This window comes from Sphingomonas sp. GlSt437 (genome assembly GCF_048015635.2).
Taxonomy (GTDB): Bacteria; Pseudomonadota; Alphaproteobacteria; order Sphingomonadales; family Sphingomonadaceae; genus Sphingomonas.
The window spans coordinates 1,211,381-1,232,465 of sequence record NZ_JBPGYA010000001.1; the positions used below are offsets into that span (position 1 = coordinate 1,211,381).

A 21,085-nucleotide genomic window follows, 5' to 3' on the forward strand; every position below is an offset into this window, starting at 1 on the left:
ACATGGCACCCGTGATCCGCGTTGAGGATATTGCCCATGTCCGCTTTGCCGCGCCCGACTTGGCGGCGATGGCGGACTTCCTCGCGGATTTCGGGCTGACCGCGTTTCGGCACGGCGACCGGCTCTATGCGCGGGGCATGAACGGGGCGCCTTTCCTCCACGCAACCGAAGCGGGGCCGCCGCGCTTCATCGGGCTGGGGTTGCGCGCCGCCAGCGTTGACGACCTTGCCCGGCTGGCGGCAGCGGAAGGGGCAGCGATCGAGCCGCTCGATGCGCCAGGCGGCGGCAAGGTAGTTCGCCTGACCGATCCGGACGGCAATCTGGTCGAGGTCGTCGCGGGACAGCACTGGGACGCTGCTACCGCGATCGCGCCCGAGCCGCCGGTCAATTCCGCTGCCGATTTCAACCGTGCGCGCCAGGCCGTGCGGACCACCCCGGGGCCATCGCATGTCTTTCGCCTCGGGCACTGCGTCCTCAATGTCGGCGACTTCCGCACATCGGAAGCGTGGTACAAGGCACGCTTCGGATTCATCACCTCGGACGAGATAGAGGCCGCCAGGGGCGTGTCGATGGGGGCGTTCATGCGCTGCGACCGGGGCGACGTGCCCTCCGACCACCACACCTTGTTCCTGGCGCAGCTGCCATCGGGCAAGGGCTTCAACCACGCCGCGTTCGAGGTGCTGGGGCTCAACGACCTGATGCTCGGCCACGACCATCTGCTCGTGCGCCAGCGGACCCCGGCCTGGGGGGTGGGGCGGCACATCCTGGGCAGCCAGATTTTCGATTATTGGAAGGACCCCTGGGGCCACGAACTCGAACATTGGACCGATGGCGACCGCTTCACCGCCGCCGACGGGTCGAACCGGGCGACGGTCCAGGACCTGCTCGCTGTCCAATGGGGCACACCCCACCCGATGTTCACCGGCCGCCTCGCGCCCGGGCCGAAGACGGTCGGCACGATCATGGCGCTATCGGTTCGGTTGAGGCGGCTGTTCCGTCGCGCGCCCAAGAGCCCGTCATTGGGCCAAGCAGCAGGAAAGTATCAGTGAAACTTGCCGCCTATCATCATGGCGATACGGTGCGGACGGGGATCGTCGTCAACGATCGCCTGATCGACACCGGCCTTGCCAGCAGCATGATCGATCTGATCGCGCATTGGCCGGCGATGAAGGACAATCTGGCGGCAAAGGCGGCGGCGGGCGGCGGGGTGCCGCTGGCATCGGTCAAGCTTGCCGCGCCGATCGAGCGGCCGGGCAAGATCTGGGCGATCGGCCTCAACTATGCTGATCATATCGCCGAATCGAAGATGGAAACGCCGCAGCGCCAGGTGTGGTTCACCAAGGCGCAAACCAGCATCAACGGGCCCTTCGACCCGATCCAGATTGCGCGCGGCACAGCGACAGCCGATTATGAGGTCGAGCTGGTTGCGGTCATCGGCAAGCGCGGCAAGCATATCCCGGCAGCGCAGGCGGCGGACTATGTCTTCGGCTATTGTGTCGGCAACGATGTGACCGAGCGGATGTGGCAGCATGCCGGCCCGCAATGGTCGCTCGGCAAGAGCTTTGACACCCATGCGCCGATCGGCCCGTGGCTGACGACGGCGGACGAGGTGGGCGACCCGCATGCGCTCAACCTCAGCTGCTCGGTCAATGGCGAGCCGCGCCAGCAATCGAATACCCGCCATCTGGTGTTCAACCTGTGGCAACAGATCGAGCATCTGTCGACGGCGATGACGCTGGAGCCGGGCGACCTGATCTTCACGGGCACGCCCGGCGGCGTGGGCGCGGCGATGGACCCGCGCCAGTTCTTGAAACCCGGCGACGTGGTCCGCTGCGAGGTCGAGCGGCTGGGCCATATCGAAGGCACCATGGTCGCCGAGCCATGAGCGGCGCGATCGACTGCGATGTGCTGATCGTCGGCGCCGGGCCAACCGGGCTGACGCTGGCGTTGCTGCTTGCCCAGCGGGGTGTCTCCGCGATCGTCGCGGAAAAAGAGGCTGGCCTCTACCCGCTGCCGCGCGCCGCGCACATCGACCATGAGGTCGTCCGCGTGTTCCAGTCGCTGGGCCTTGCCGAGGCGGTCCTGAAGGGTTGCCGGCGCGCCGCGCGCTATGATTTCCTCAGCGCCGCAGGCGAAGTGCTGCTTCGGCTTGACGGTGCCGACCAGATCGGCAGCGGCGGCTGGCCGATCGCCAACATGATCCACCAGCCCTCGATCGAGGCGTTGCTCCGTGAAGCGGCGGCCAGTGAGCACGTGGCTGTGCGCGACTGCTGGGCATTTGTCGCGCTGACGCAGGGGGCGGACGGCGTCACCGCGACGTTTGACACGTCGGTAGGCGAACGAAGCGTGCGCGCGCGCTATATCATCGGTTGCGATGGCGCCCGATCGCCGATGCGCGAGGCGTTGGGCATCGCCATGGACGATCTCGGCTTTGACGAGCCCTGGATCGTCATCGACACGATCGTGCGCGACGAAAGTCGCTTGCCCCTCACCAACCTGCAAATCTGCGATCCCGCCCGGCCGACCACGTGCGTGATGATGGGGGCGGGGCGCCACCGCTGGGAATTCATGATCAAGCCAGGCGAGCGTGCCGAGGATCTGCTCGACGATGCCCGCATCGCCGCCTTGCTCGCGCCGTGGAATGTCGACGGTGCGGTCGAGATCGAGCGCAAGGCGGTCTATCGCTTCAACGCGATGGTCGCGACCGCATGGCGCAGCGGGCGCGGCCTGATCGCTGGCGATGCCGCGCACCGCATGCCACCTTTTGCCGGCCAGGGGCTGTGCTCGGGCGTGCGTGATGCGGCGAACCTCGCGTGGAAGCTCGCCGCGATCATCCGCGATGGCGCATCCGACAGGCTGCTCGACACTTATCAGCCGGAGCGCGAGCCCAATGTGCGCTCGATCATCGGCATGGCGATGATGATGGGCCAGATGGTGTGCATCACCGACCCCGCCGCTGCCGCCATGCGCGACGCGCAGATGGTCGCCGCGCGCGCTGCCGGTCCCGCGCCGGATGGCCCGCCGCGCTATGCCGAGATCGAGACCGGGTGCATCCTGGCGGGGACGGCGGAGGCGGGACGCTATTTCGCGCAGCCGATCGCGGCTGACGGCCGCAGGCTCGATGACGTACTGGGCACGGGAGCATGGCTGATCACGCGCGCGCCGGGCCTCGCGTCAAGCGATGCCGTCACTATCGCTGACTTGGCGGACCCCGCACTCGATCCCTTTCGCGCCGCGCTCACCGACTGGCTCGATGTGCAGTCGGCGGATGCAGTGCTGGTGCGCCCGGATCGGTACGTCTTCGGTACGGGATCGCCCGCGCACCTTGCGGCGGCATGGGACGTTGCGGTCGGGCTGCCGTGCCATGCCTGACTCGGCCATCGAACCGCGTCCGCTGACCCCGTTCGAGGGCATGGACATCCGCTCGCTGATCGACGCGCAGGTGGCGCGGCGGGTCAGCCATCCTTTCCTGATCTGGGAGCCGTTCGAAGGCCCCGGCCAGCAGTGGAGCTATGCCGAATTCGGCCACGTTGTCCGGTCGTTCGCGGCCGGCTTGCAGGCGCGCGGTGTCACGCCCGGCGATCGGGTCATCGTCCATTTGGAAAACAGCCCGGAATCGGTGATCGCCTGGCTAGGCACGGCCTATGCCGGCGCCGTCCCGGTCACCACCAACGCCAAGTCGACGCAGGACGAGCTCGCCTATTTCGCCGCGCATAGTCGCGCCGTTGGCGCTGTCACCCAACCGCGCTTCGCCACCCTGCTTGCCGCCGCAGCGCCGCACCTCGCCTGGCTGGCGGTCACCGCGTCCGACAGCGGCGAAGCGGCGGGCGCGCTTGCCCATGGCTTTGACCGCTTCGACGCGATCGCCGCCGACCCTGATCGGCTGGTCGCGCGACCGCATGATCCCTGGGCGCCGTTCGGCATCCAATATACCTCGGGCACAACCGCCCGGCCAAAGGCGGTGCTGTGGAGCCACGCCAATGCGCTGTGGGGCGGGCGGCTGAGCGCCTATCACGAAAACCTTCGCGCCGACGACGTCCACCTCGTCCATCTGCCGCTGTTTCACACCAATGCGCAGGTCTATTCGCTGCTCGCCTCGCTTTGGGCGGGGGCGACTGTCGTGCTGATGCCGCGCTTCTCGGCGTCGCGCTTCTGGCCCTTGTCGCTCAAGCACCGGGCGACCTGGACCTCGGTCGTGCCGTTCTGCGTCAAGGCGTTGATCGAGCAGCCCGTCCCGCCGGCGCATCATTACCGCTTGTGGGGTAATGCCGTCTGCGCGCCGCCGACTGACGCGCATTTCGGCGTCAGGACGATCGGCTGGTGGGGCATGACCGAAACGGTCACCCACGGCACCGTCGGCGTGCATGATGGCGTCGACGCGCCCTTGTCGATCGGCCGGCCATCGCCCGGTTATCGGATTCATGTGCTGGGCGATGACGGCTGCCCGATGCGGCCCGGAGAGACCGGCGATCTGCTGGTCGGCGGCGTGCGCGGCCTGTCGCTGTTTCAGGAATATGCCGATGACCCGGCAGCCACCGCCGCTGCGTTTCGGCCCGATGGGCTGTTCATCACCGGGGATCGCGTGCGGCTGGGCGGGGACGGCTCATTGTTCTTCGCCGATCGATCGAAGGACATGCTCAAGGTCGGGGGCGAGAATGTCGCCGCGTCCGAGATCGAGCGCGTGATCGCCGCCGTGCCCGGCGTGGCCGAGGTCGCCGTGGTCGGCATGCCGCACCCGATGTTCGACGAAGTGCCCGCCGCCTTCGTCATCGCGTCCGACGCCGACAATGTTCAGGTGCGGATCGATGCCGCCTGCGCGGCGTCGCTCGCGCCGTTCAAGCGACCGCATCTTGTCCGTCTGGTCGATCATTTGCCGCGGTCGACGCTGGAGAAAGTCGCCAAGGCCGAATTGCGCGCGCAACTGCTTGCCCTGCCAGCGGAGGTTTGATGACCGACATGATCGAGATCGACGTGCTGGTCGTCGGCGGCGGTGGCGCCGGGCTGACCGCGACGATGCTGCTGTCGACGCTGGGCGTCGATCACGTGCTTGTGAGCGCGCTGCCGACCACCTCGATCCTGCCCAAGGCGCACGTCCTCAACCAGCGCAGCATGGAGATACTGGACGATATCGGCGTGGCGGCGGCGATTGCCGAGGCGAGCACGCCGGCCGACAATATGAAAGCCATGGGCTGGTATGCCGGCTTTGCGGGCGACCATCCCGATGCCGGGCGGTGCATCGCCAAGGTCGAAAGCTGGGGCTGCGGCGGCAGCAATCCGCTCTGGTCGGGCGCGAGCGCGTTCCGCTCAATGAACCTGCCGCAAATCCGGCTCGAGCCCATCCTGAAGGCGCGGGCCGATGCGTTGGCGCCGGGCCGCATCCGCTTCCATCACGAACTGACCGCGCTGGCGCAGGACGACGACGGGGTCACCGCGACGATCCGCAATTATGATGACGGCAGCGATTATCGCGTCCGTGCCCGCTACCTGATCGCCGCCGATGGCGGCCGCACGCTGGCGCGCATGCTAGGCATCGAGATGCAGGGGCTGGGCGTGCTCGCCACCACCGCGACCATCCACGCAACCGCTGATTTTTCGCGCTGGGCGCGCGACCCGGAGGTGCTGATCCGCTGGATCTGGTCGCCCTCCCACGCCACCTTGTCCGCCATGGTGCCGATGGGGCCGACCCGCTGGGGGCCGGACGGCGAGGAATGGGTCTATCACCTGAGCTATCCGGGTGACGTGCTGTGGAACATGACCGATGCCGAGGTGGAAGCGCAGATGCGCGGCGCGCTCGGCATTGGCGACCACCCGATGCACATCCACAAGCTGTCGCGCTGGAAAGTCGAAGGCGTGCTGGCGGAAAGGTTCCGGCAAGGCCGCGTCTTTCTGGTCGGCGATGCCGCGCACCGCCACCCGCCCACTGGCGGCCTTGGCCTCAACAGCGCCATTCAGGATGCGCACAATCTGTGCTGGAAGCTCGCGGCAGTGCTCAACGGGTCCGCTGGGGATGGCCTGCTCGATACTTATGAGGCGGAGCGTCGACCGATTGACGGGCGCAATATCGAACGCAGCCTGCAGAACTCGACGGCCCATCTGGCGATGGACCAGGTGTTCGGCCTGTCGCTCGACGCGGGCGAGCAGGCCAATTGGCGCCAGCTGCAACGCGTATTTAGCGATGACCCGGCTGACCGGTCCTATCGATCCGCAGCGTTGCGTGCGATCCGGCAAATGTCGATGGAAGCGTCGGAGCTCAATGTCGAATATGGCTATCACTACGCCTCGTCCGCCATCATCCCCGATGGCAGCGCAGCGCCCGAGCTGGCCGACGCCATTCGCGATTATCAACCCTGTGCCCGGCCCGGCGCTCCCTTGCCCCATGCCTGGCTCGACAATGAGGCGGGCGAGCGGTCACCGATCAAGGACCTGGTAAAGGCTGGGCGGTTCGTCCTGATCGCGGGGGAGGAGGGTGATAACTGGTGTCGCGCTGCCGAGCAATTGGCGGCGGACGAAGGCTGGCCAATCGACGCGGTCCGTATCGGCCATATCGATGGCGACTTGTTCGACCAGCGCTTGGCCTGGGTAAAAGCGCGCGGTATCGGCCCGGCCGGTGCGGTGCTGGTTCGCCCCGACCGCTTCGTCGCCTGGCGCGCCGCCGACGTCGCGGCTGATCCCGCCGCAACGCTGCGATCGGTACTCACCCGGGTTCTCCATATCCGCAGCTCGGACGCGTAAATCACCGAAGGACTGCTTAGGGCCTTGGCTCTACTGTTGGCGGCCATTCCGCCTGCTGCCCAACAGCTGCCAGGTAAGCGACGTACGCGTTCTAAACGGGTTGAAGAAGGCCGATGCGGCCCCACTCATGATGCGCGTTTGAAGTGGATGGTGCCGCTTGCGTGACTCGAACACGCGACCCTCGCATTACGAATGCGATGCTCTACCGGCTGAGCTAAAGCGGCGCACGGCGGGGCGGTGGGCCCCGTCATCCGGGGCGCGCCGATAACAGTGATCGGCGCTGCTGGCAAGCAAGGGTTGGAAGCAGCGCTTGCCACCCCTGCGCTTTACGCTCTGTTTACCGTAATCGGGCACAACCGGCCTTGAAGCGCGCGGATCCGCGTGTGGCCGGGGAATCGGGCAGATGGACAGACTGGGCAGCCTGTCGAACGACGGCTGGGGCGAGATCGACGAAGAAGGCGAAGCGGACATGGCGGATATGAGCGTGGACGACAACCACTCGACGATCGACATCGGCACCGATGAGCGCCGCATGCAGGTGCGCGCCTATAATCACTGGGTGTCGCTGCTCGACGGCCGCGCCTATCCCCGGATTGCCGATCTCGACCCCGACAATATCGTCGATTTCGGCCCCCACAGCGTTTTGCTCGACTTTACCGATGGCATTGAGGATCCGTCGATCCGTTATCTCGGCAACGCGTTGCGCGCCGAATGCGGGCTGGAGGGCGATGATGTGCGGATCAGCGCGGTACCGGGCCGCTCGCTGCTGTCGCGGCTGACCGACCATTATCTCCAGATCATCGCCAATCGTGCGCCGATCGGCTTTGAAGCCGAGTTCACCGGTACGCGCGGCCACAATACGCTGTATCGCGGCATTCTGATGCCCTTCTCGTCGAGCGGCGACGAAATCGATTTCATTTATGGCGTCATCAACTGGAAGGAACTGGTCGACGCCGCGACGCAGGCCGCGCTGGAAAGCCAGGTTGCCGAGGCGGTGAAGGCAGCGCCGGCGCGACCGGCTCCCGCGGCCGTTTGGGCCGATGGCCCGAGTGCTTCATTCGATGAGGCAGAAGAAGCGACACCCGCGCCGCCAGTCGCCGACTTTGGCGATTTTGCAGGCGCGCTGGCCGACCAATTGATGCTGGCGCAGCAAAGCGCCGCCGCTGCGCGCGCCGCCGATGTGCGCAGCCGCGCAGCACTGTATCGCGCGCTTGCCCGTGCTTATGATTTCGCGCTCGCAACCGATAATGATGCCGAGGGCTATGCTGCGTTGCTCGAGCGTGCTGGGCTGAAGGTGCAGGATCGCGCGCCGATGACGCCGATCGTCAAGCTCGTCTTCGGCAGCGAGTACGACAAGACGCGGATTACCGAATTCGCGACCGTGCTCGATCAGGCGCGCCGCGATGCGGTCGCTGCCGGCGGTCTCTCCGCTTATCTCGACGCTGCACCGGGCGGCATCAAGGGCATCGTTGCCGCTGCCCGCGCCGCACGGCGCGTTGCCGAGCGTACCCTGCCGTTCGATCGCGTGCGGGAACAGCTTTTCGCGCGCGCGCCGCTCGCCCGCGTCGCCGTCGACACCGGCGTTGCGGCCGGCGATTTCGTCGTGCTGCTCGGCCGCGCCGCGCCTGATGGCGGCATCGACATCGTCGCCCATGTCGCCGACCCTGCCCTTACGGAACGCGCCGCTCGCCGCGCTGCGGCATAAGTTTTTCGCACGCGCCACAAGCCTTGCGCCCGTCACACACCGGGCGCATAGGGCGCGCCCATGGCCAAGACGACGCTGAAATCGCTGTCGGACGCGCTCGCCGTTCGACTGGTTGAAGGGGCCCTGCCGGGCGAGCTCAAGGGGTTCGGCAAAGCCGACCGGGCGGAAGCCGCGCGGTTTGTTGCCGCCGCCGCTGCCGAGCGCCAGCCGGGCACGGTCAAGCTCAGCCTCGAGACGATTTCCGCCGACGACACCGACCGGCGGATGCGGCTGGCGATCATCAACGATGACATGCCATTCCTGGTCGATTCGATCGCGGCGGCGATTGCCGCGCACGACATCGCGATCGAGCGCATCCTCCATCCGATCGTGCCCGTCACGCGAGGTGCGGACGGCGCGCTGACGCAGATCGGCGACGGCACGCGCGAATCGATGATCTATATCGAGATGGAGCGCGCCGACGCCCGCACGCGCCGCGCGCTGGCCGGCGAGATCGAATCAGCGCTGGCAAATGTGCGCAGTGCGGTCAGCGATTGGGAAGCACTTCAACTCGCCATGGCGGCAGATGCGGCGTGGTTGCGCGACAGCGGTCGCGATCTGGACGGCGAAGGCGCCGCGCTGCTCGACTGGTTCCTCGATCGCAATTTCACGCTGCTCGGCCACGAGAAATGGCGCCGCACCGGCAAATCGAGCGAGCGGCTCGGCATCGCGCGCCACAACCAGAGCGTGCCGCTGCTCGCCGAGGCATCGCGCGCGCTGGCGGCCGACTGGTTCGCCGCGGGCAATGCCGCACCGCTGCTGGTCAAGTCCAACCTCGCCTCGCTGGTCCATCGACGCGTGCCGCTCGACCTCATCCTGCTGCCGCTGACCGAGGGTGGCGAGCTCGTTGGCTTGTCGATCCATGCCGGGCTATGGACCAGCGCCGCGCTCAATGCCTTGCCCGAAAGCGTGCCGGTGCTCCGCGCGCGCCTCGCCGCACTCGAAGCGCGCTTTGGCTTCGCGCCGGCAAGCCATGCCGGCAAGGCGCTGACGCACGCGCTGACCGCGCTGCCGCACGATCTGATGATCGGCTTTGCGCCCGCAGCGCTCGAAGAACTGGCGCTGGCGGCGATGTCGCTCGCCGATCGGCCGCGCCCCGAGCTGGTCCTCGTCGAATCGATCCTGGGCCGGCACTTGTTCGGCTTCGTCTGGCTGCTGCGCGAGGATGTGTCGACTGCCCGCCGCATCGCGATCGGCGATATGCTGGCCGAGGCGTGCAACGGCACGCTGCTCAACTGGTCGATGGAGCTTGAAGACGGCGTCGTCGCACTGATCCGCTACACGCTCGATGTGCGCGGCGACGGCCGCAAGCCCGAGACCGCGCCGCTTGCCGAGCGGATCGAGCGGATGGTGCGCGGCTGGGAGCCGGCAGTCGAAGCCGCGCTTGCCGAGCTGATCGAGCCGGCGCGCGCAACGCGGCTCGCGCTGCGCCATGCCGCGAGCTTCCCCGCCGGTTATCGCGCCACCAACCCGCCCGAGGAAGCCGCGCGCGACATCGTCGCGCTGGCGCCGCTCGACAGCGATGCCGATCGCGCGGTGCGGCTGTATCGCGCCGGCGCGGACCTGCGGCTCAAAATTTATCGGCAAGGCGGCGCGCTTGCCTTGTCGGACGCGGTACCGGTGCTCGAGAATTTCGGCTTCCGTGTCATCGAGGAAGTGCCGACCGCGCTTCAGGACGAGGCGCGCGGCTATATCCATGACTTCGAGGTCGAAGCGGCACCCGGCGCGCTGAAGAACGGCGATTTCAGCGTGCTTGAAGGCGCGATCGCCGATGTGCTGAGTGGCACTGCTGAAAACGACCCTTTCAACCGCCTGATCGTTGATCTCGGCATGACGCCGGGGCGCGTGCTGCTGTTCCGCGCCTGGTTCCGCTATCTGCGCCAGGCAGGGCTGACTTATGGGCTGATGACCGTGGTCGACGCGTTGCGCCGCGCGCCGGCGGTCGCCCATGCGTTGATCCAGCGCTTCGAGGCAGCGCACCATCCGGCAAGCAAGGGCGATATCGAGGCGGCCAACAAGGCGATCGACAAGGGCCTGGACGACGTTTCGGCGATCGATGACGACCGCATCCTCCGCGCGATCGCTGGCGTCATCAAGGCGACGCTCAGGACCAATGCCTTTGCTCCCGCCGCACGCGAGGCGCTGGCGTTCAAGCTCGATTCCGCCCTTGTCCCCGGCTTGCCCGCACCGCTGCCCTGGCGCGAAATCTGGGTGTACAGCCCGCGTGTCGAGGGCATCCACTTGCGCGCCGGCCCGGTCGCGCGCGGCGGCCTGCGCTGGTCGGACCGGCGCGACGATTTCCGCACCGAAATCCTGGGGCTGATGAAAGCGCAGCGGGTGAAGAACGCGGTCATCGTGCCGACCGGCGCCAAGGGCGGCTTTTATCCCAAGCAGCTGCCTTCGTCCTCCAATCGGGACGCCTGGCTCGCCGAGGGCACCGAAAGCTATCGCATTTTCATCCGCTCGTTGCTCTCGGTCACCGACAACATCGTCGAGGGCAAGGTCGTCCATCCGCCTCATGTCGTCATCCATGACGGCGAGGATCCCTATTTCGTCGTCGCCGCCGACAAAGGCACCGCGACCTTCAGCGACGTCGCCAACGCGATCGCGCTGGAGCGCGGCTTCTGGCTGGGCGACGCGTTCGCGAGCGGCGGCTCGGTCGGCTACGACCATAAGGCGATGGGCATCACCGCCAAGGGCGCCTGGGTTTCCGTCCAGCGCCACTTTGCCGAGCGCGGGCTCGATGTGCAGAGCGATCCCGTCCGCGTCATCGGCTGCGGTGACATGTCGGGCGACGTGTTCGGCAACGGCATGCTGCTCTCCAAGTCGATCCGGCTGATCGCCGCGTTCGACCATCGCCATATCTTCATCGATCCCGATCCCGATGCAGCGGCAAGCTGGGACGAGCGCGCGCGGATGTTCGCGCTGCCGCGATCGAGCTGGGCCGATTACAACCCCGCGCTGATTTCCAAAGGCGGCGGCGTCTATGCGCGTAGCGAAAAGTCGATCAAGCTCAGCAAACAGGCGCGCGATGCGCTGGGCATTCAGGCGGCGGAGCTCGACCCGACGGCACTCATCTCGGCGATCCTGCGCGCGCCGGTCGATCTTATCTGGTTCGGCGGCATCGGCACTTATGTGAAGGCGGCCGCCGAAAACAACGTCCAGGTCGGCGACCCGGCCAATGATCGCCTCCGCGTCAATGCCGAGGAATTGCGCGCGACCGCGATCGGCGAAGGCGCCAATCTCGGCGTCACGCAGGCGGCCCGCATCGCCTTTGCCGCCCGTGGCGGACGGATCAACACCGATTTCATCGACAATTCGGCCGGCGTCGATTGCTCCGACAATGAGGTCAACATCAAGATCGCGCTCAACCGCGAGATGATCGAAGGCCGGCTCGCCGAAGCCAAGCGCAACACCCTGCTCGCCCAAATGACCGACGATGTCGCGCATCTCGTGCTCGAGGATAACCGCCTGCAGACGCTGGCGCTGTCGATCATGGAAACCGACGGCGCGCAGGGACTGCCGAGCTATGTCCGCCTGATCGAGATTTTCGAAAGCGCCGGCCGGCTCGATCGCGCGGTCGAGGGGCTTGCCGCAAATGATGACCTGTTGCGTCGCCAGCAAGAAGGGCGCGGCCTGACCCGACCCGAACTCGCCGTGCTGCTCGCCACTGCCAAGCTTGCGCTGCAGGATGCGATCGAGCAGAGCGCGCTCGCCACCGACGACGAACTGCTGCCTGACCTGCACGCTGCCTTCCCACCCGCGATGCGCAAGAAATTCGGCGCGGCGATCGAGCAGCACCGGCTGCGCGGCCAGATCGTCGCGACCAAGCTTGCCAACCGCATCGTCAACCGGCTCGGCGTGCTGCATCCCTTTGAACTTGCCGAGGAAGAAGGCGCGGCGATGGCTGACATCGCCGCGATGTTCGTCGTCGTCGAGCGTTTGTTCGACTTGCCCAAGCTTTGGAGCGAAATCGAAAGCGCCATTATCCCGGAAGGCGCGCGCATCGCGCTGTTCGATGAGGTCGCGCTGGCGACGCGGTCGCAAATCGCCGATCTGCTGCGCGTGACGCGATCGGGCGCGAGCCCCGCCGCCGTGCTCGCGCGCGTCGGCCCGGGCTTCCGCCGCCTCGACAGCCTGACCAAGGACCTGCTCATCGCCGAGGCGCGAGCACAATCGGCGCGGATTGCGGATCGGCTCGAATCCTATGGAGCGCCCCGCAAGCTGGCGCAGAAGGTCGTGCGGCTGTTCGATCTCGACGGTGCGGTCGGGCTCGCCGATCTCGGCGCGACGCTGAAGATTGATGAGGCGGTGCTGACGCGCGCTTTCACCCATCTCGGCGAAGCGTTGGGGCTCGATTGGGCGCAAGCGCATGCGGCGCGGATTTCGCCGAGCGATCCGTGGGAGCGGCTGCTGATCGCCGGGCTGGCGCGCGATTTCCAGCAATTGCGGCTCGAATTCCTCGCACGTTCGGTCGAGGGCGAACCGCAGGCTTTGGTGGATCGCTGGCTGGTGGACAATCAGGAGCGGGTGCGCCAGTTCAAGTCGCTGGTCGATCGCGCCCGGCGGGCGGCGCAGCCCAATGCGGCGATGCTCGCGCAGATCGCCGGCCAGGCGCGGGTATTGCTCGGGCGTTAAAGCGCCCGATCAGGCGGCGTCGTCCGTGCCGCCGGTCAGGCGGCGTTGTCGATCCCGAGTTCGCCGAGCTTGCGGTACAGCGTCGACCGGCCGATCCCCAGCCGCCGCGCAACTTCGGTCATGCGGCCACGATAATGGCCGATCGCAAGGCGGATGACATCGGCCTCGATCTCTTCGAGCGGGCGCAAATTGCCGTCGGCGCGATAGAGCGTGACGCCCGCCGACGCCGGCACTGCCGATGCCGCCGGGCCCGCCGCACGCGCCCCCCGGCTGGCGGCGATATGGGGAAAGTCGGCGCGGGTGAGCGCGTTCGCCTCGCACAGCACGGCTGCACGGAACAGCACGTTCTGCAACTGGCGGACATTGCCGGGCCAATCATAATCGACGAGCAGCTGCAGCGCGTCGTCAGTAATGCCCAGCGCGCGCAGGCCCGGCTGCTGCGCGATCCGCGCGAGCAGGTGGCGCGTCAGCGCGGGAATGTCACCTGCACGCTCGCGCAGCGGCGGGATCGTCACCTGGACGACGTTGAGCCGGTAATAAAGGTCCTCGCGGAAGCGCCCGGCCTCGACATCGTCGAGCAGGCGGCGGTTCGACGCGGCGATGATGCGGACATCGACTTCGCGCGGGTGCCGCCCGCCAATCGGCTGAACGAGCCCGGTATGGAGGAAGTGAAGCAGGCTGACTTGCGCATCCGGCGACAATTCGCTGACCTCATCGAGGAACAGCGTACCGCCATCCGCATCGGCCAACCGCCCTATCTTACGCTCAAACGCCCCGGTAAACGCCCCCTTCTCATGCCCGAACAGCTCCGAGCAGATCAGGTTTGATGGCACCGAGCCGCAATTGAGCGACGACATCGGCTTTTTGGAGCGCGGGGAAGCTGCATGGATCGCCTCGGCAATTACTTCCTTGCCGACGCCGCTTTCGCCTTCGAGCAAGACGGGCACCCGGGCGCGGGCGGCTTTTGCCGCAATCGCCAACGCGGCGCGGAACGTCGGCTCCGAGCCTACAATCTCGTCGAAGCCGAGCATCGCGGGGATTTTCTCGGTGAGCGGGCGCAATTCGCCGGCACTGTTGGCGGTGACGGCGGCATCAAGCGCGCCGAGCAGCCGTTCCGGCGCCAGCGGCTTCACCAGGAAATCGGTTGCGCCCGACCGCATCGCGGAGACGGCACCCGCAACCGAGCCATTAGCGGTCAACACCAGGATTGGCAGCGCGGGCCGCCTTTGGCGCAGTTCCGCGATCAGCTCGGCGGCTTCCTCGGTCATCATCGATTGATCGAGCAGGATGGAGTCGAGCTGCATGCCGTCCTGCGTACCCAGTGTCGCGATCGCCATTTCGGCATCATTGGCGAAGATCACGCGCCAGCCGCCACGCGCCGCGAGCGCCGCAATCAGCCGGCGCTGCGCGGGTTCATCGTCGATCAGCATCAGCAGGCGCTGGCCGTTTCTTGTCATCAACCCCGTCCCTGAACACTTCTGGTGTCCCGCTAACCATAAGCGACACGGGTAAAGGGCCTCTTAAGCCCGGGGGCATGGCCTTTGTGAGGGGGTTGAGCCCGCTCGATGCCATGGTTAAGAGGGCGCAGGTGGCGGGGGCTTATACACATGCAAGGGACTAGTGACATGACCGGCAATGGCGATCTCAACGCCAATCGCGCGCTTTATTCGGGCGTTTTGTCGCTGTTGAAGTGGGGCGCGGCAGGAAGCCTGATCCTCGCTTTCGTCGTCGTCGCCCTGCTGCGCGGCTGAGCCGGAGCGCGTGGCCATGAAGATCGCCGTCGTCAAGGAAATGGCTGCCGGCGAGAAACGGGTCGCCGCGACACCGGAAACAGTCAAGAAATTCATCGCGCTCGGCGCGGAGGTGTCGGTCGAGGCCGGCGCTGGCGCAACGGCGTCGATTGCCGACAGCGATTATCAAGCGGCGGGAGCGACGCTCGCCACGCGCGCCGATGTGCTGAAGGGCGCCGGGATCGTACTCGGCGTGCAAGGGCCTGATCCGGCGAGCGTGGCCGGCGTGGCGCCCGGTGCTTGGATTGTCGCCGGCCTCAACCCGTTCGGCGAACGCGCGCGCGTCGATGCTTATGCCGCTGCCGGCCTGGAAGCGCTGGCGATGGAATTCATGCCGCGCATCACCCGCGCGCAATCGATGGACATCCTCTCCTCACAATCCAACCTTGCCGGCTACAAGGCAGTGCTCGACGCCACATCGGAATATGGCCGCGCGCTGCCGATGATGATGACCGCAGCGGGCACCGTCTCTGCCGCGCGCGTGTTCGTGATGGGCGTTGGCGTGGCCGGGCTGCAGGCGATTGCGACGGCGCGTCGGCTGGGCGCGCAGGTTTCGGCGACTGATGTGCGCTCCGCGACCAAGGAACAGATCATGAGCCTCGGCGCCAAGCCCATCTTCGTCGAGAATGTGAAGGGCATCGAGGGCGAAGGCTCGGGCGGCTATGCGACCGAGATGAGCGAGGAATATCAGAAGGCGCAAGCCGAGCTGGTGTCGTCGCACATCGCCAAGCAAGACATCGTCATCACCACCGCGCTGATCCCCGGCAGGCCCGCCCCACGCCTGATCAGCGATGCGCAGCTCGCGACAATGCGGCCGGGCAGCGTGATTGTCGACCTCGCCGTCGAAAGCGGCGGCAATGTCGAGGGCTCGGTCGCCGGTGAGGTGGTCGAGCGCCACGGCGTCAGGATCGTCGGCCATCGCAATGTCGCCAGCCGCTTGCCCGCTGACGCCAGCGCGCTGTTCGCCCGCAACCTCTACAATTTCCTGTCGACCTTCTGGGACAAGGAAAAGGGCGCGCCGGTGCTCGACGAGGAAATCGGCGACGCCGTGCGGCTGACGCAAGGCGGCAAGGTCGTCAATGCCCGGCTGCTGGGTTGATCGGAGAAGGTTAATGGAATTCATCTCGATCCTCTCCATTTTCGTCCTCGCCTGTTTCGTTGGCTATTATGTCGTCTGGTCGGTGACGCCGGCGCTGCACACGCCACTGATGGCGGTGACCAATGCGATCAGCTCGGTGATCATCGTCGGCGCGCTGGTGGCGAGTGCGGCGGCGGGATCGGCGACGTCGAAATGGCTGGGGCTGCTGGCGGTCGTGCTGGCGAGCATCAACATTTTTGGCGGCTTCGCGGTCACCCAGCGGATGCTGGCGATGTACAAGAAGAAAGAGCGGCCGGCGGCTAAGTAGGCCGTCGCCCCAGCGAAAGCTGGGGCCGCTGGCGGCAGGCGTACCGAGCGGAGAACGGCCCCAGCTTTCGCTGGGGCGACGGCAAGGGCAAAGGGCAGGAATGGAACAGGCAGTCGCGGTAAATCCCTGGGCAGCGCTCGCCTATCTGGTGGCGGGCGTATGCTTCATCCTCGCGCTGCGCGGCCTGTCGAGCCCGGAATCGAGCCGCCAGGGCAACCGCTATGGCATGATCGGCATGACGATTGCCGTGCTGACGACGCTGGCGACTCATATTCCGACGGGTATCGTTACCGACGCCGCGAACGCCCTGCCTGGACAGGACGAGCCTTATCGCGCTGTGGGCAATCTTGACGTCGGGGCAGTGGGCCTTGTCCTCGCCGCCATCGCGATCGGCGCGGCGATCGGCATCACCACCGCGCGGCGCATCCAGATGACGGCGATGCCGCAGCTCGTCGCCGCCTTCCACTCGCTGGTTGGCCTGGCGGCGGTGCTCGTCGCGGGCGCGGCTTTCCTCAATCCCGATGCGTTCGGCATTGCCGAGGCGGGCGTCATCCATATCCAGAGCCGCATCGAAATGGGGCTGGGCGTCGCGATCGGCGCGATCACTTTCAGCGGCTCGGTGATCGCGTTTGCCAAGCTCAACGGCAACATGTCGGGCAAGCCGATCCTGCTGCCCGCCCGCCACCTCATCAACCTCGGCACGCTGGCGGCGATCCTCGCGCTCGTCGCCTATTTCACGCAGGACCAGTCGCCCTGGATTTTCTGGACCGTCACCGGCCTGAGCTTCGCGATCGGCTTCCTGCTGATCATCCCGATCGGTGGGGCGGACATGCCGGTCGTCGTCTCCATGCTCAACAGCTATTCGGGCTGGGCCGCCGCGGCGATGGGCTTTACGCTCCATAACACCGCGATGATCATCACCGGCGCGCTGGTCGGCTCGTCAGGCGCGATCCTCAGCTACATCATGTGCCGGGCGATGAACCGCAGCTTCATCAGCGTGATCGCCGGGGGCTTCGGCGCGGAAGCCTCGAGCGGTGGCGCCGCCAAGGTCGATCGCCCGTGGAAGCGCGGATCGGCCGAGGACGCGGCGTTCCTGATGAAGCAAGCCGAGCAGGTCATCATCGTTCCCGGCTATGGCATGGCGGTGGCGCAGGCGCAGCACGTGCTGCGCGAAATGGCCGACAAGCTGAAGCATGAAGGCGTGCGGGTGAAATACGCCATCCACCCCGTCGCCGGCCGTATGCCGGGGCACATGAACGTGCTGCTCGCCGAAGCCAATGTGCCCTATGACGAAGTCTTCGAGCTCGAAGACATCAACAGCGAATTCGCGCAGACCGACGTCGCGTTCATCATCGGCGCGAACGACGTGGTCAACCCGGCGGCCAAAACCGACAAGGGCTCACCGATTTACGGCATGCCGGTGTTCGACGTCGAAAAAGCCAAAACGGTGTTGTTCATCAAGCGCTCGATGGGCGGTGTCGGCTATGCCGGCGTCGACAACGACGTCTTCTACATGGACAACACGATGATGCTGCTCGCCGACGCCAAGAAGATGGTCGAGGATATCGTCAAGTCGCTCGACTGATCGGTGCGATTCGAGTTTCGGCCGGTAGGGCAAAGCACTGACTGATCCGCATTTTTCCTGAAACAACATCCATAATGGATGTGGTCGCGCGTGTCCCGGCCTAGCCAATTATCCTGCACCACGCCGAATTGGAGTCATCCCCGCTCGTCCATTTTGGCGGTATGCGTAAAATGCTGATTGTCGAGAGCATTCGGGGGCAGCATGGCCGAAGCGAGAATTGTCGATCAATTTGGCTGGCAATCCAGCGCGCTGCTCCTCACGGCCCAGTACCCGGCAAGCGACGACAGCGCAGCGCTTATCACGGCAATGGGTGCACGCATCGTCGCTAACTTGCCGCTGGTTGACGGCGCTGCTCGGCTCAAGAGCCAGGCGCCCGTCGATCTGATCATGGTGGAAGCGGGCGGCGCCGACGAGGGCGAGCTCACCGCTGCCATGGACGCCACGCTCGCCTTTGCCGATAGCTCGGGCTGCTCGATTGTGGTCGTGATCGACCCCGACCAGATCGATGCAGTCAGCGCCATGATGCTCGGCGGCCCGCATAGCTTGCTGTGCGCGCCGAGCGCCGCCGAACGGCTGGGGGCGATCACCGCGGCGCTGCATCGGGGCGGATCAACCTCGCTCAACGAGGCCGGTCGTGACAATGATGCGCTTGGCCTTAGTCGCCTCAACGAGGAAGTCGCGCGCATCGCGGAAACGCTCGCCCGGCTGACGCGCGCCGCCGGCGAATCCGCCGATCGCGGCAGGGCGGCGTTCGCCGATCCGCCAGCGGCGATCCACGACACACGGCGCGGATATCACGGTAACGACGGTGATGCGGCGACGGCGGCCGACATCCGGCGCATCATCCGTGGCCGCCGATTGCGCGACCAGATTCTGGGCGAGGGGCTGTTCGAGGACCCTGCCTGGGACATCCTCCTCGATCTTTACGCGGCGCACCTTGAAGGCAACAAAGTCTCGGTTTCAAGCTTGTGCATCGCCGCTGCGGTGCCGCCCACCACTGCGTTGCGGTGGATCGGCCGGATGAGCGAGCTCGGGATGCTCGAACGGCGACCCGATCCCTTCGATCGCCGGCGCGCCTATATGGCTCCTGCCGAAGCAACGATCGACGGCATGGCGCGATACTTCACCGCGTTGCGTCAGAACGGCCTCATGGTAAGCTGAAGCTTGCGCGCGCCGCGCGGCTTGGGCAAAGAGGCGGCCTTCGGGCGGTTAGCTCAGTTGGTAGAGCATCTCGTTTACACCGAGAGGGTCGGCGGTTCGAGCCCGTCACCGCCCACCATCGCGCGTACCAATTGCAACTCCCGCTGGCGGCAAATCATCGCTCCCGATCAAAAATCGGCTGATAAGGCCCGATGGTAGCTCGCGCGGTTGACTTGCGTAATTGAACGCGAAGACGAGGTCGCCGCGTCGGCACACCCGAAGGCCATCGGGGAGCCTGACCGGCTTGAGCCCGGCATCGCGTGCGAGCTGATGGAGCAAGTCTTCGACATCGGCGCTGATCGGGTAGCGTGCGACGTAGTGATAGTGATGGTGGCGATACGTGCCCGTCGACCCCTCGGGCATATCGGTTTCGATCTCTTCGATCCAGTCGCAAGGATTGCCGCGCAGCGTTTCGACGCGAGCGACTTTGAGCGGAATCAGCTGCTGCAGCGGGCCGGGCGGAAGCTTGGCGGGGATCGCGAATTCAACGGTCTTGCTGCCGGTCGCCGCGCCGATCACCACTGGCCCGCTGAACGTTTCCAGTTGCTCCGCGAGCGCCGCATCGATGATCGGCAGGCACGGGATGACGACCATCGCATAGCCGCAGAGATCGCGATCGGGAGGGAGGATGTCGACGTCGAGCCCAAGCCGGCGCAACGCGCTGTAATAATCGAACGCGACCCGCAGCGCCGAGAAGCCCTGACCCTGCGGCATGATATCGGTGACCCATGCCGCGCGATAATCGAAGAGCAGCGCGACGCTGCGCGGCGGACCACCACGATCGGGCAGCGAGGCGATATCGATCGCCGCTCGCCGCGCCTCGGCCGCGCCCGGCGCCTCGGCGCTGTCGGGGCGGAGCAGCCCCGCATGCATCTGTTCCTGTGCGAAGGGTGCCTGCCGCCAGCGGAAATAGCTGACCAGCTCGGCGCCGTGCGCCATTGCTTCGAGCGTCCAGAGCCGCACCATGCCGGGCAGCGGCGCTGGATTATAGCGCGCCCAGTTCACCGGGCCTGGCTGCTGCTCCATCACCCACCAGCGCCCATCAGGCCGGCAACCGCGATAAAGATCATGGTGGAAAGCGGCGATATCGGGATGGCCCTGGCGCGCGTACTTCGCCTTGTCCCCGGCCGAGAACCAGAATTGCTCGAGGAAGCCGAGCGGATAGCTGTCCCAGCTCGCCACATCGAGATCGGCGGCGACGGCGTGATGATCGAACTGAGTGAAGAAGCCCATGAAATTATGGACGATGTCGCGGCCCGGCGACAGTCGCCGCAGGACATCGACCTGGCGACGATTGAACCGCACGACTTGATCCGACGAAAAGCGGCGGAAGTCGAGCGCGTGCGCGGGATTGGGCACAGTGACGGTCAGGTTTGGTAGATCGACCTCGGCGAAGGACGAATATTCCATCGACCAGAAGACATTGCCCCAAGCGCGATTGAGCGCTTCCGTCGATTGATATTTCGCGGCCAGCCAGTCGCGGAACGCCTCTGCGGCGGCAGCTGAGTAGCTGATCGCGGTATCGTGGCAGCCATATTCATTGTCGGTTTGCCACGCGACGACTGCCGGGTGCTCGCCATAGCGCTGGGCGAGCGCGGTCACGATGCGGTCGCATTCGCGGGCATAGCCTGCATGGCTGAAGCAGTAATGCCGGCGCGAGCCGAAGCGGCGCGGGCGCCCCTCGGCATCGATAGCGATCATGTCGGGCAGGCGATCGACCAGCCATTTGGGCGGCGTCGCGGTGGGTGTGCCGAGGATGATCGACAAGCCACGCGCGGCCAGCGTCTCGATCGCGCGATCGAGCCAATCCCATTCGAACCGCCCCGGCTCGGGCTCGATCCGGCTCCAGGCAAACTCGCCGATGCGGACATGCGAGATGCCGATCTCCGCCATGCGCCGCGCATCATCTGCCCAATAGCTTTCGGGCCAATGCTCGGGGTAGTAACAAACGCCAAGCTTCATAAGAGGCCTTGTCGACGGACGATACAAT

14 protein-coding genes and 2 tRNA genes are annotated in these 21,085 nt (G+C 66.2%); 13 read left to right on the plus strand and 3 right to left on the minus strand.

Annotated elements, in window-relative coordinates; translation table 11 throughout:
- Positions 1-2 precede the first annotated feature (2 nt).
- Genes ACLB0R_RS05950 through ACLB0R_RS05970 form a run of 5 tightly spaced genes read left to right on the plus strand, consistent with a single transcriptional unit; the run spans position 3 to position 6,732 of the window.
- Complete coding sequence (locus tag ACLB0R_RS05950) at positions 3-1,049, plus strand: VOC family protein (protein ID WP_416642421.1); 1,047 nt, start codon at positions 3-5, stop codon at positions 1,047-1,049.
- Entirely contained in the window at positions 1,046-1,885 is an 840-nt protein-coding gene (locus ACLB0R_RS05955; protein WP_416642422.1) for a fumarylacetoacetate hydrolase family protein, read from the plus strand. Before ACLB0R_RS05950 ends, ACLB0R_RS05955 begins: the two co-directional genes overlap by 4 nt.
- Positions 1,882-3,372: a bifunctional 3-(3-hydroxy-phenyl)propionate/3-hydroxycinnamic acid hydroxylase gene (locus ACLB0R_RS05960; protein WP_416642423.1), complete on the plus strand. Its 1,491-nt coding sequence runs from the start codon at positions 1,882-1,884 to the stop codon at positions 3,370-3,372. Before ACLB0R_RS05955 ends, ACLB0R_RS05960 begins: the two co-directional genes overlap by 4 nt.
- The gene (locus ACLB0R_RS05965) at positions 3,365-4,948 is read left to right on the plus strand and encodes an AMP-binding protein (protein WP_416642424.1); all 1,584 of its coding nucleotides are present in this window, start codon (positions 3,365-3,367) and stop codon (positions 4,946-4,948) included. Before ACLB0R_RS05960 ends, ACLB0R_RS05965 begins: the two co-directional genes overlap by 8 nt.
- Positions 4,948-6,732, plus strand: coding sequence for an FAD-dependent monooxygenase (locus ACLB0R_RS05970; RefSeq protein ID WP_416642425.1), 1,785 nt, complete (start codon positions 4,948-4,950; stop codon positions 6,730-6,732). Before ACLB0R_RS05965 ends, ACLB0R_RS05970 begins: the two co-directional genes overlap by 1 nt.
- A gap of 148 nt (positions 6,733-6,880) precedes the next feature.
- Here the strand turns inward: ACLB0R_RS05970 and ACLB0R_RS05975 are convergent.
- A tRNA-Thr gene (locus ACLB0R_RS05975) sits at positions 6,881-6,956 on the minus strand.
- A gap of 179 nt (positions 6,957-7,135) precedes the next feature.
- On the opposite strand from ACLB0R_RS05975, the gene ACLB0R_RS05980 reads away from it, so the two are divergent.
- Together ACLB0R_RS05980 and ACLB0R_RS05985 are read left to right on the plus strand one after the other, a co-directional pair.
- Positions 7,136-8,437 carry a PAS domain-containing protein gene (locus tag ACLB0R_RS05980; protein WP_416642426.1) on the plus strand — a complete coding sequence of 434 codons (1,302 nt, stop codon included), beginning with the start codon at positions 7,136-7,138 and terminating at the stop codon, positions 8,435-8,437.
- A 60-nt stretch (positions 8,438-8,497) separates the two neighbouring features.
- Positions 8,498-13,114, plus strand: coding sequence for an NAD-glutamate dehydrogenase (locus ACLB0R_RS05985; protein ID WP_416642427.1), 4,617 nt, complete (start codon positions 8,498-8,500; stop codon positions 13,112-13,114).
- A gap of 35 nt (positions 13,115-13,149) precedes the next feature.
- Here ACLB0R_RS05985 and ACLB0R_RS05990 read toward each other — a convergent pair whose 3' ends face one another.
- Positions 13,150-14,571, minus strand: coding sequence for a sigma-54-dependent transcriptional regulator (locus ACLB0R_RS05990; protein WP_416642428.1), 1,422 nt, complete (start codon positions 14,569-14,571; stop codon positions 13,150-13,152).
- 168 nt (positions 14,572-14,739) lie between these two features.
- Between ACLB0R_RS05990 and ACLB0R_RS05995 the strand changes: the two genes are divergently transcribed.
- From ACLB0R_RS05995 to ACLB0R_RS06020, 6 genes are all read left to right on the plus strand, one after another.
- Entirely contained in the window at positions 14,740-14,865 is a 126-nt protein-coding gene (locus tag ACLB0R_RS05995; RefSeq protein WP_416642429.1) for a hypothetical protein, read from the plus strand.
- 16 nt (positions 14,866-14,881) lie between these two features.
- On the plus strand, positions 14,882-16,003 hold the full coding sequence (locus ACLB0R_RS06000) for an NAD(P) transhydrogenase subunit alpha (protein ID WP_416642430.1): 1,122 nt from the start codon (positions 14,882-14,884) through the stop codon (positions 16,001-16,003).
- Between the two features lie 13 nt (positions 16,004-16,016).
- Positions 16,017-16,310: an NAD(P) transhydrogenase subunit alpha gene (locus ACLB0R_RS06005; protein ID WP_416642431.1), complete on the plus strand. Its 294-nt coding sequence runs from the start codon at positions 16,017-16,019 to the stop codon at positions 16,308-16,310.
- Positions 16,311-16,410: 100 nt separating this feature from the next.
- Positions 16,411-17,895, plus strand: a complete 1,485-nt coding sequence (locus ACLB0R_RS06010; RefSeq protein ID WP_416642432.1) for an NAD(P)(+) transhydrogenase (Re/Si-specific) subunit beta — start codon at positions 16,411-16,413, stop codon at positions 17,893-17,895.
- Positions 17,896-18,096: 201 nt separating this feature from the next.
- The gene (locus tag ACLB0R_RS06015) at positions 18,097-19,056 is read left to right on the plus strand and encodes a hypothetical protein (RefSeq protein ID WP_416642433.1); all 960 of its coding nucleotides are present in this window, start codon (positions 18,097-18,099) and stop codon (positions 19,054-19,056) included.
- A gap of 42 nt (positions 19,057-19,098) precedes the next feature.
- Positions 19,099-19,174, plus strand: a tRNA-Val gene (locus ACLB0R_RS06020).
- Here ACLB0R_RS06020 and ACLB0R_RS06025 read toward each other — a convergent pair.
- On the minus strand, positions 19,162-21,057 hold the full coding sequence (locus tag ACLB0R_RS06025; protein ID WP_416642434.1) for a beta-galactosidase: 1,896 nt from the start codon (positions 21,055-21,057) through the stop codon (positions 19,162-19,164). The two genes, ACLB0R_RS06020 and ACLB0R_RS06025, sit on opposite strands and share 13 nt — an antisense overlap.
- Between the last annotated feature and the right edge of the window lie 28 nt (positions 21,058-21,085).

Excerpts from the sequence above, each read along its gene's own strand:
- ACLB0R_RS06025 (WP_416642434.1), bottom strand. The coding sequence starts at position 21,057 with ATGAAGCTTGGCGTTTGTTACTACCCCGAGCATTGGCCCGAAAGCTAT.
- ACLB0R_RS05985 (WP_416642427.1), top strand. The coding sequence starts at position 8,498 with ATGGCCAAGACGACGCTGAAATCGCTGTCGGACGCGCTCGCCGTTCGA.
- ACLB0R_RS05960 (WP_416642423.1), top strand. The coding sequence starts at position 1,882 with ATGAGCGGCGCGATCGACTGCGATGTGCTGATCGTCGGCGCCGGGCCA.
- ACLB0R_RS05990 (WP_416642428.1), bottom strand. The coding sequence starts at position 14,571 with ATGACAAGAAACGGCCAGCGCCTGCTGATGCTGATCGACGATGAACCC.
- ACLB0R_RS05965 (WP_416642424.1), top strand. The coding sequence starts at position 3,365 with ATGCCTGACTCGGCCATCGAACCGCGTCCGCTGACCCCGTTCGAGGGC.
- ACLB0R_RS05970 (WP_416642425.1), top strand. The coding sequence starts at position 4,948 with ATGACCGACATGATCGAGATCGACGTGCTGGTCGTCGGCGGCGGTGGC.
- ACLB0R_RS05980 (WP_416642426.1), top strand. The coding sequence starts at position 7,136 with ATGGACAGACTGGGCAGCCTGTCGAACGACGGCTGGGGCGAGATCGAC.
- ACLB0R_RS06015 (WP_416642433.1), top strand. The coding sequence starts at position 18,097 with ATGGCCGAAGCGAGAATTGTCGATCAATTTGGCTGGCAATCCAGCGCG.
- ACLB0R_RS05995 (WP_416642429.1), top strand. The coding sequence starts at position 14,740 with ATGACCGGCAATGGCGATCTCAACGCCAATCGCGCGCTTTATTCGGGC.
- ACLB0R_RS06000 (WP_416642430.1), top strand. The coding sequence starts at position 14,882 with ATGAAGATCGCCGTCGTCAAGGAAATGGCTGCCGGCGAGAAACGGGTC.
- ACLB0R_RS05950 (WP_416642421.1), top strand. The coding sequence starts at position 3 with ATGGCACCCGTGATCCGCGTTGAGGATATTGCCCATGTCCGCTTTGCC.
- ACLB0R_RS06010 (WP_416642432.1), top strand. The coding sequence starts at position 16,411 with ATGGAACAGGCAGTCGCGGTAAATCCCTGGGCAGCGCTCGCCTATCTG.
- ACLB0R_RS06005 (WP_416642431.1), top strand. The coding sequence starts at position 16,017 with ATGGAATTCATCTCGATCCTCTCCATTTTCGTCCTCGCCTGTTTCGTT.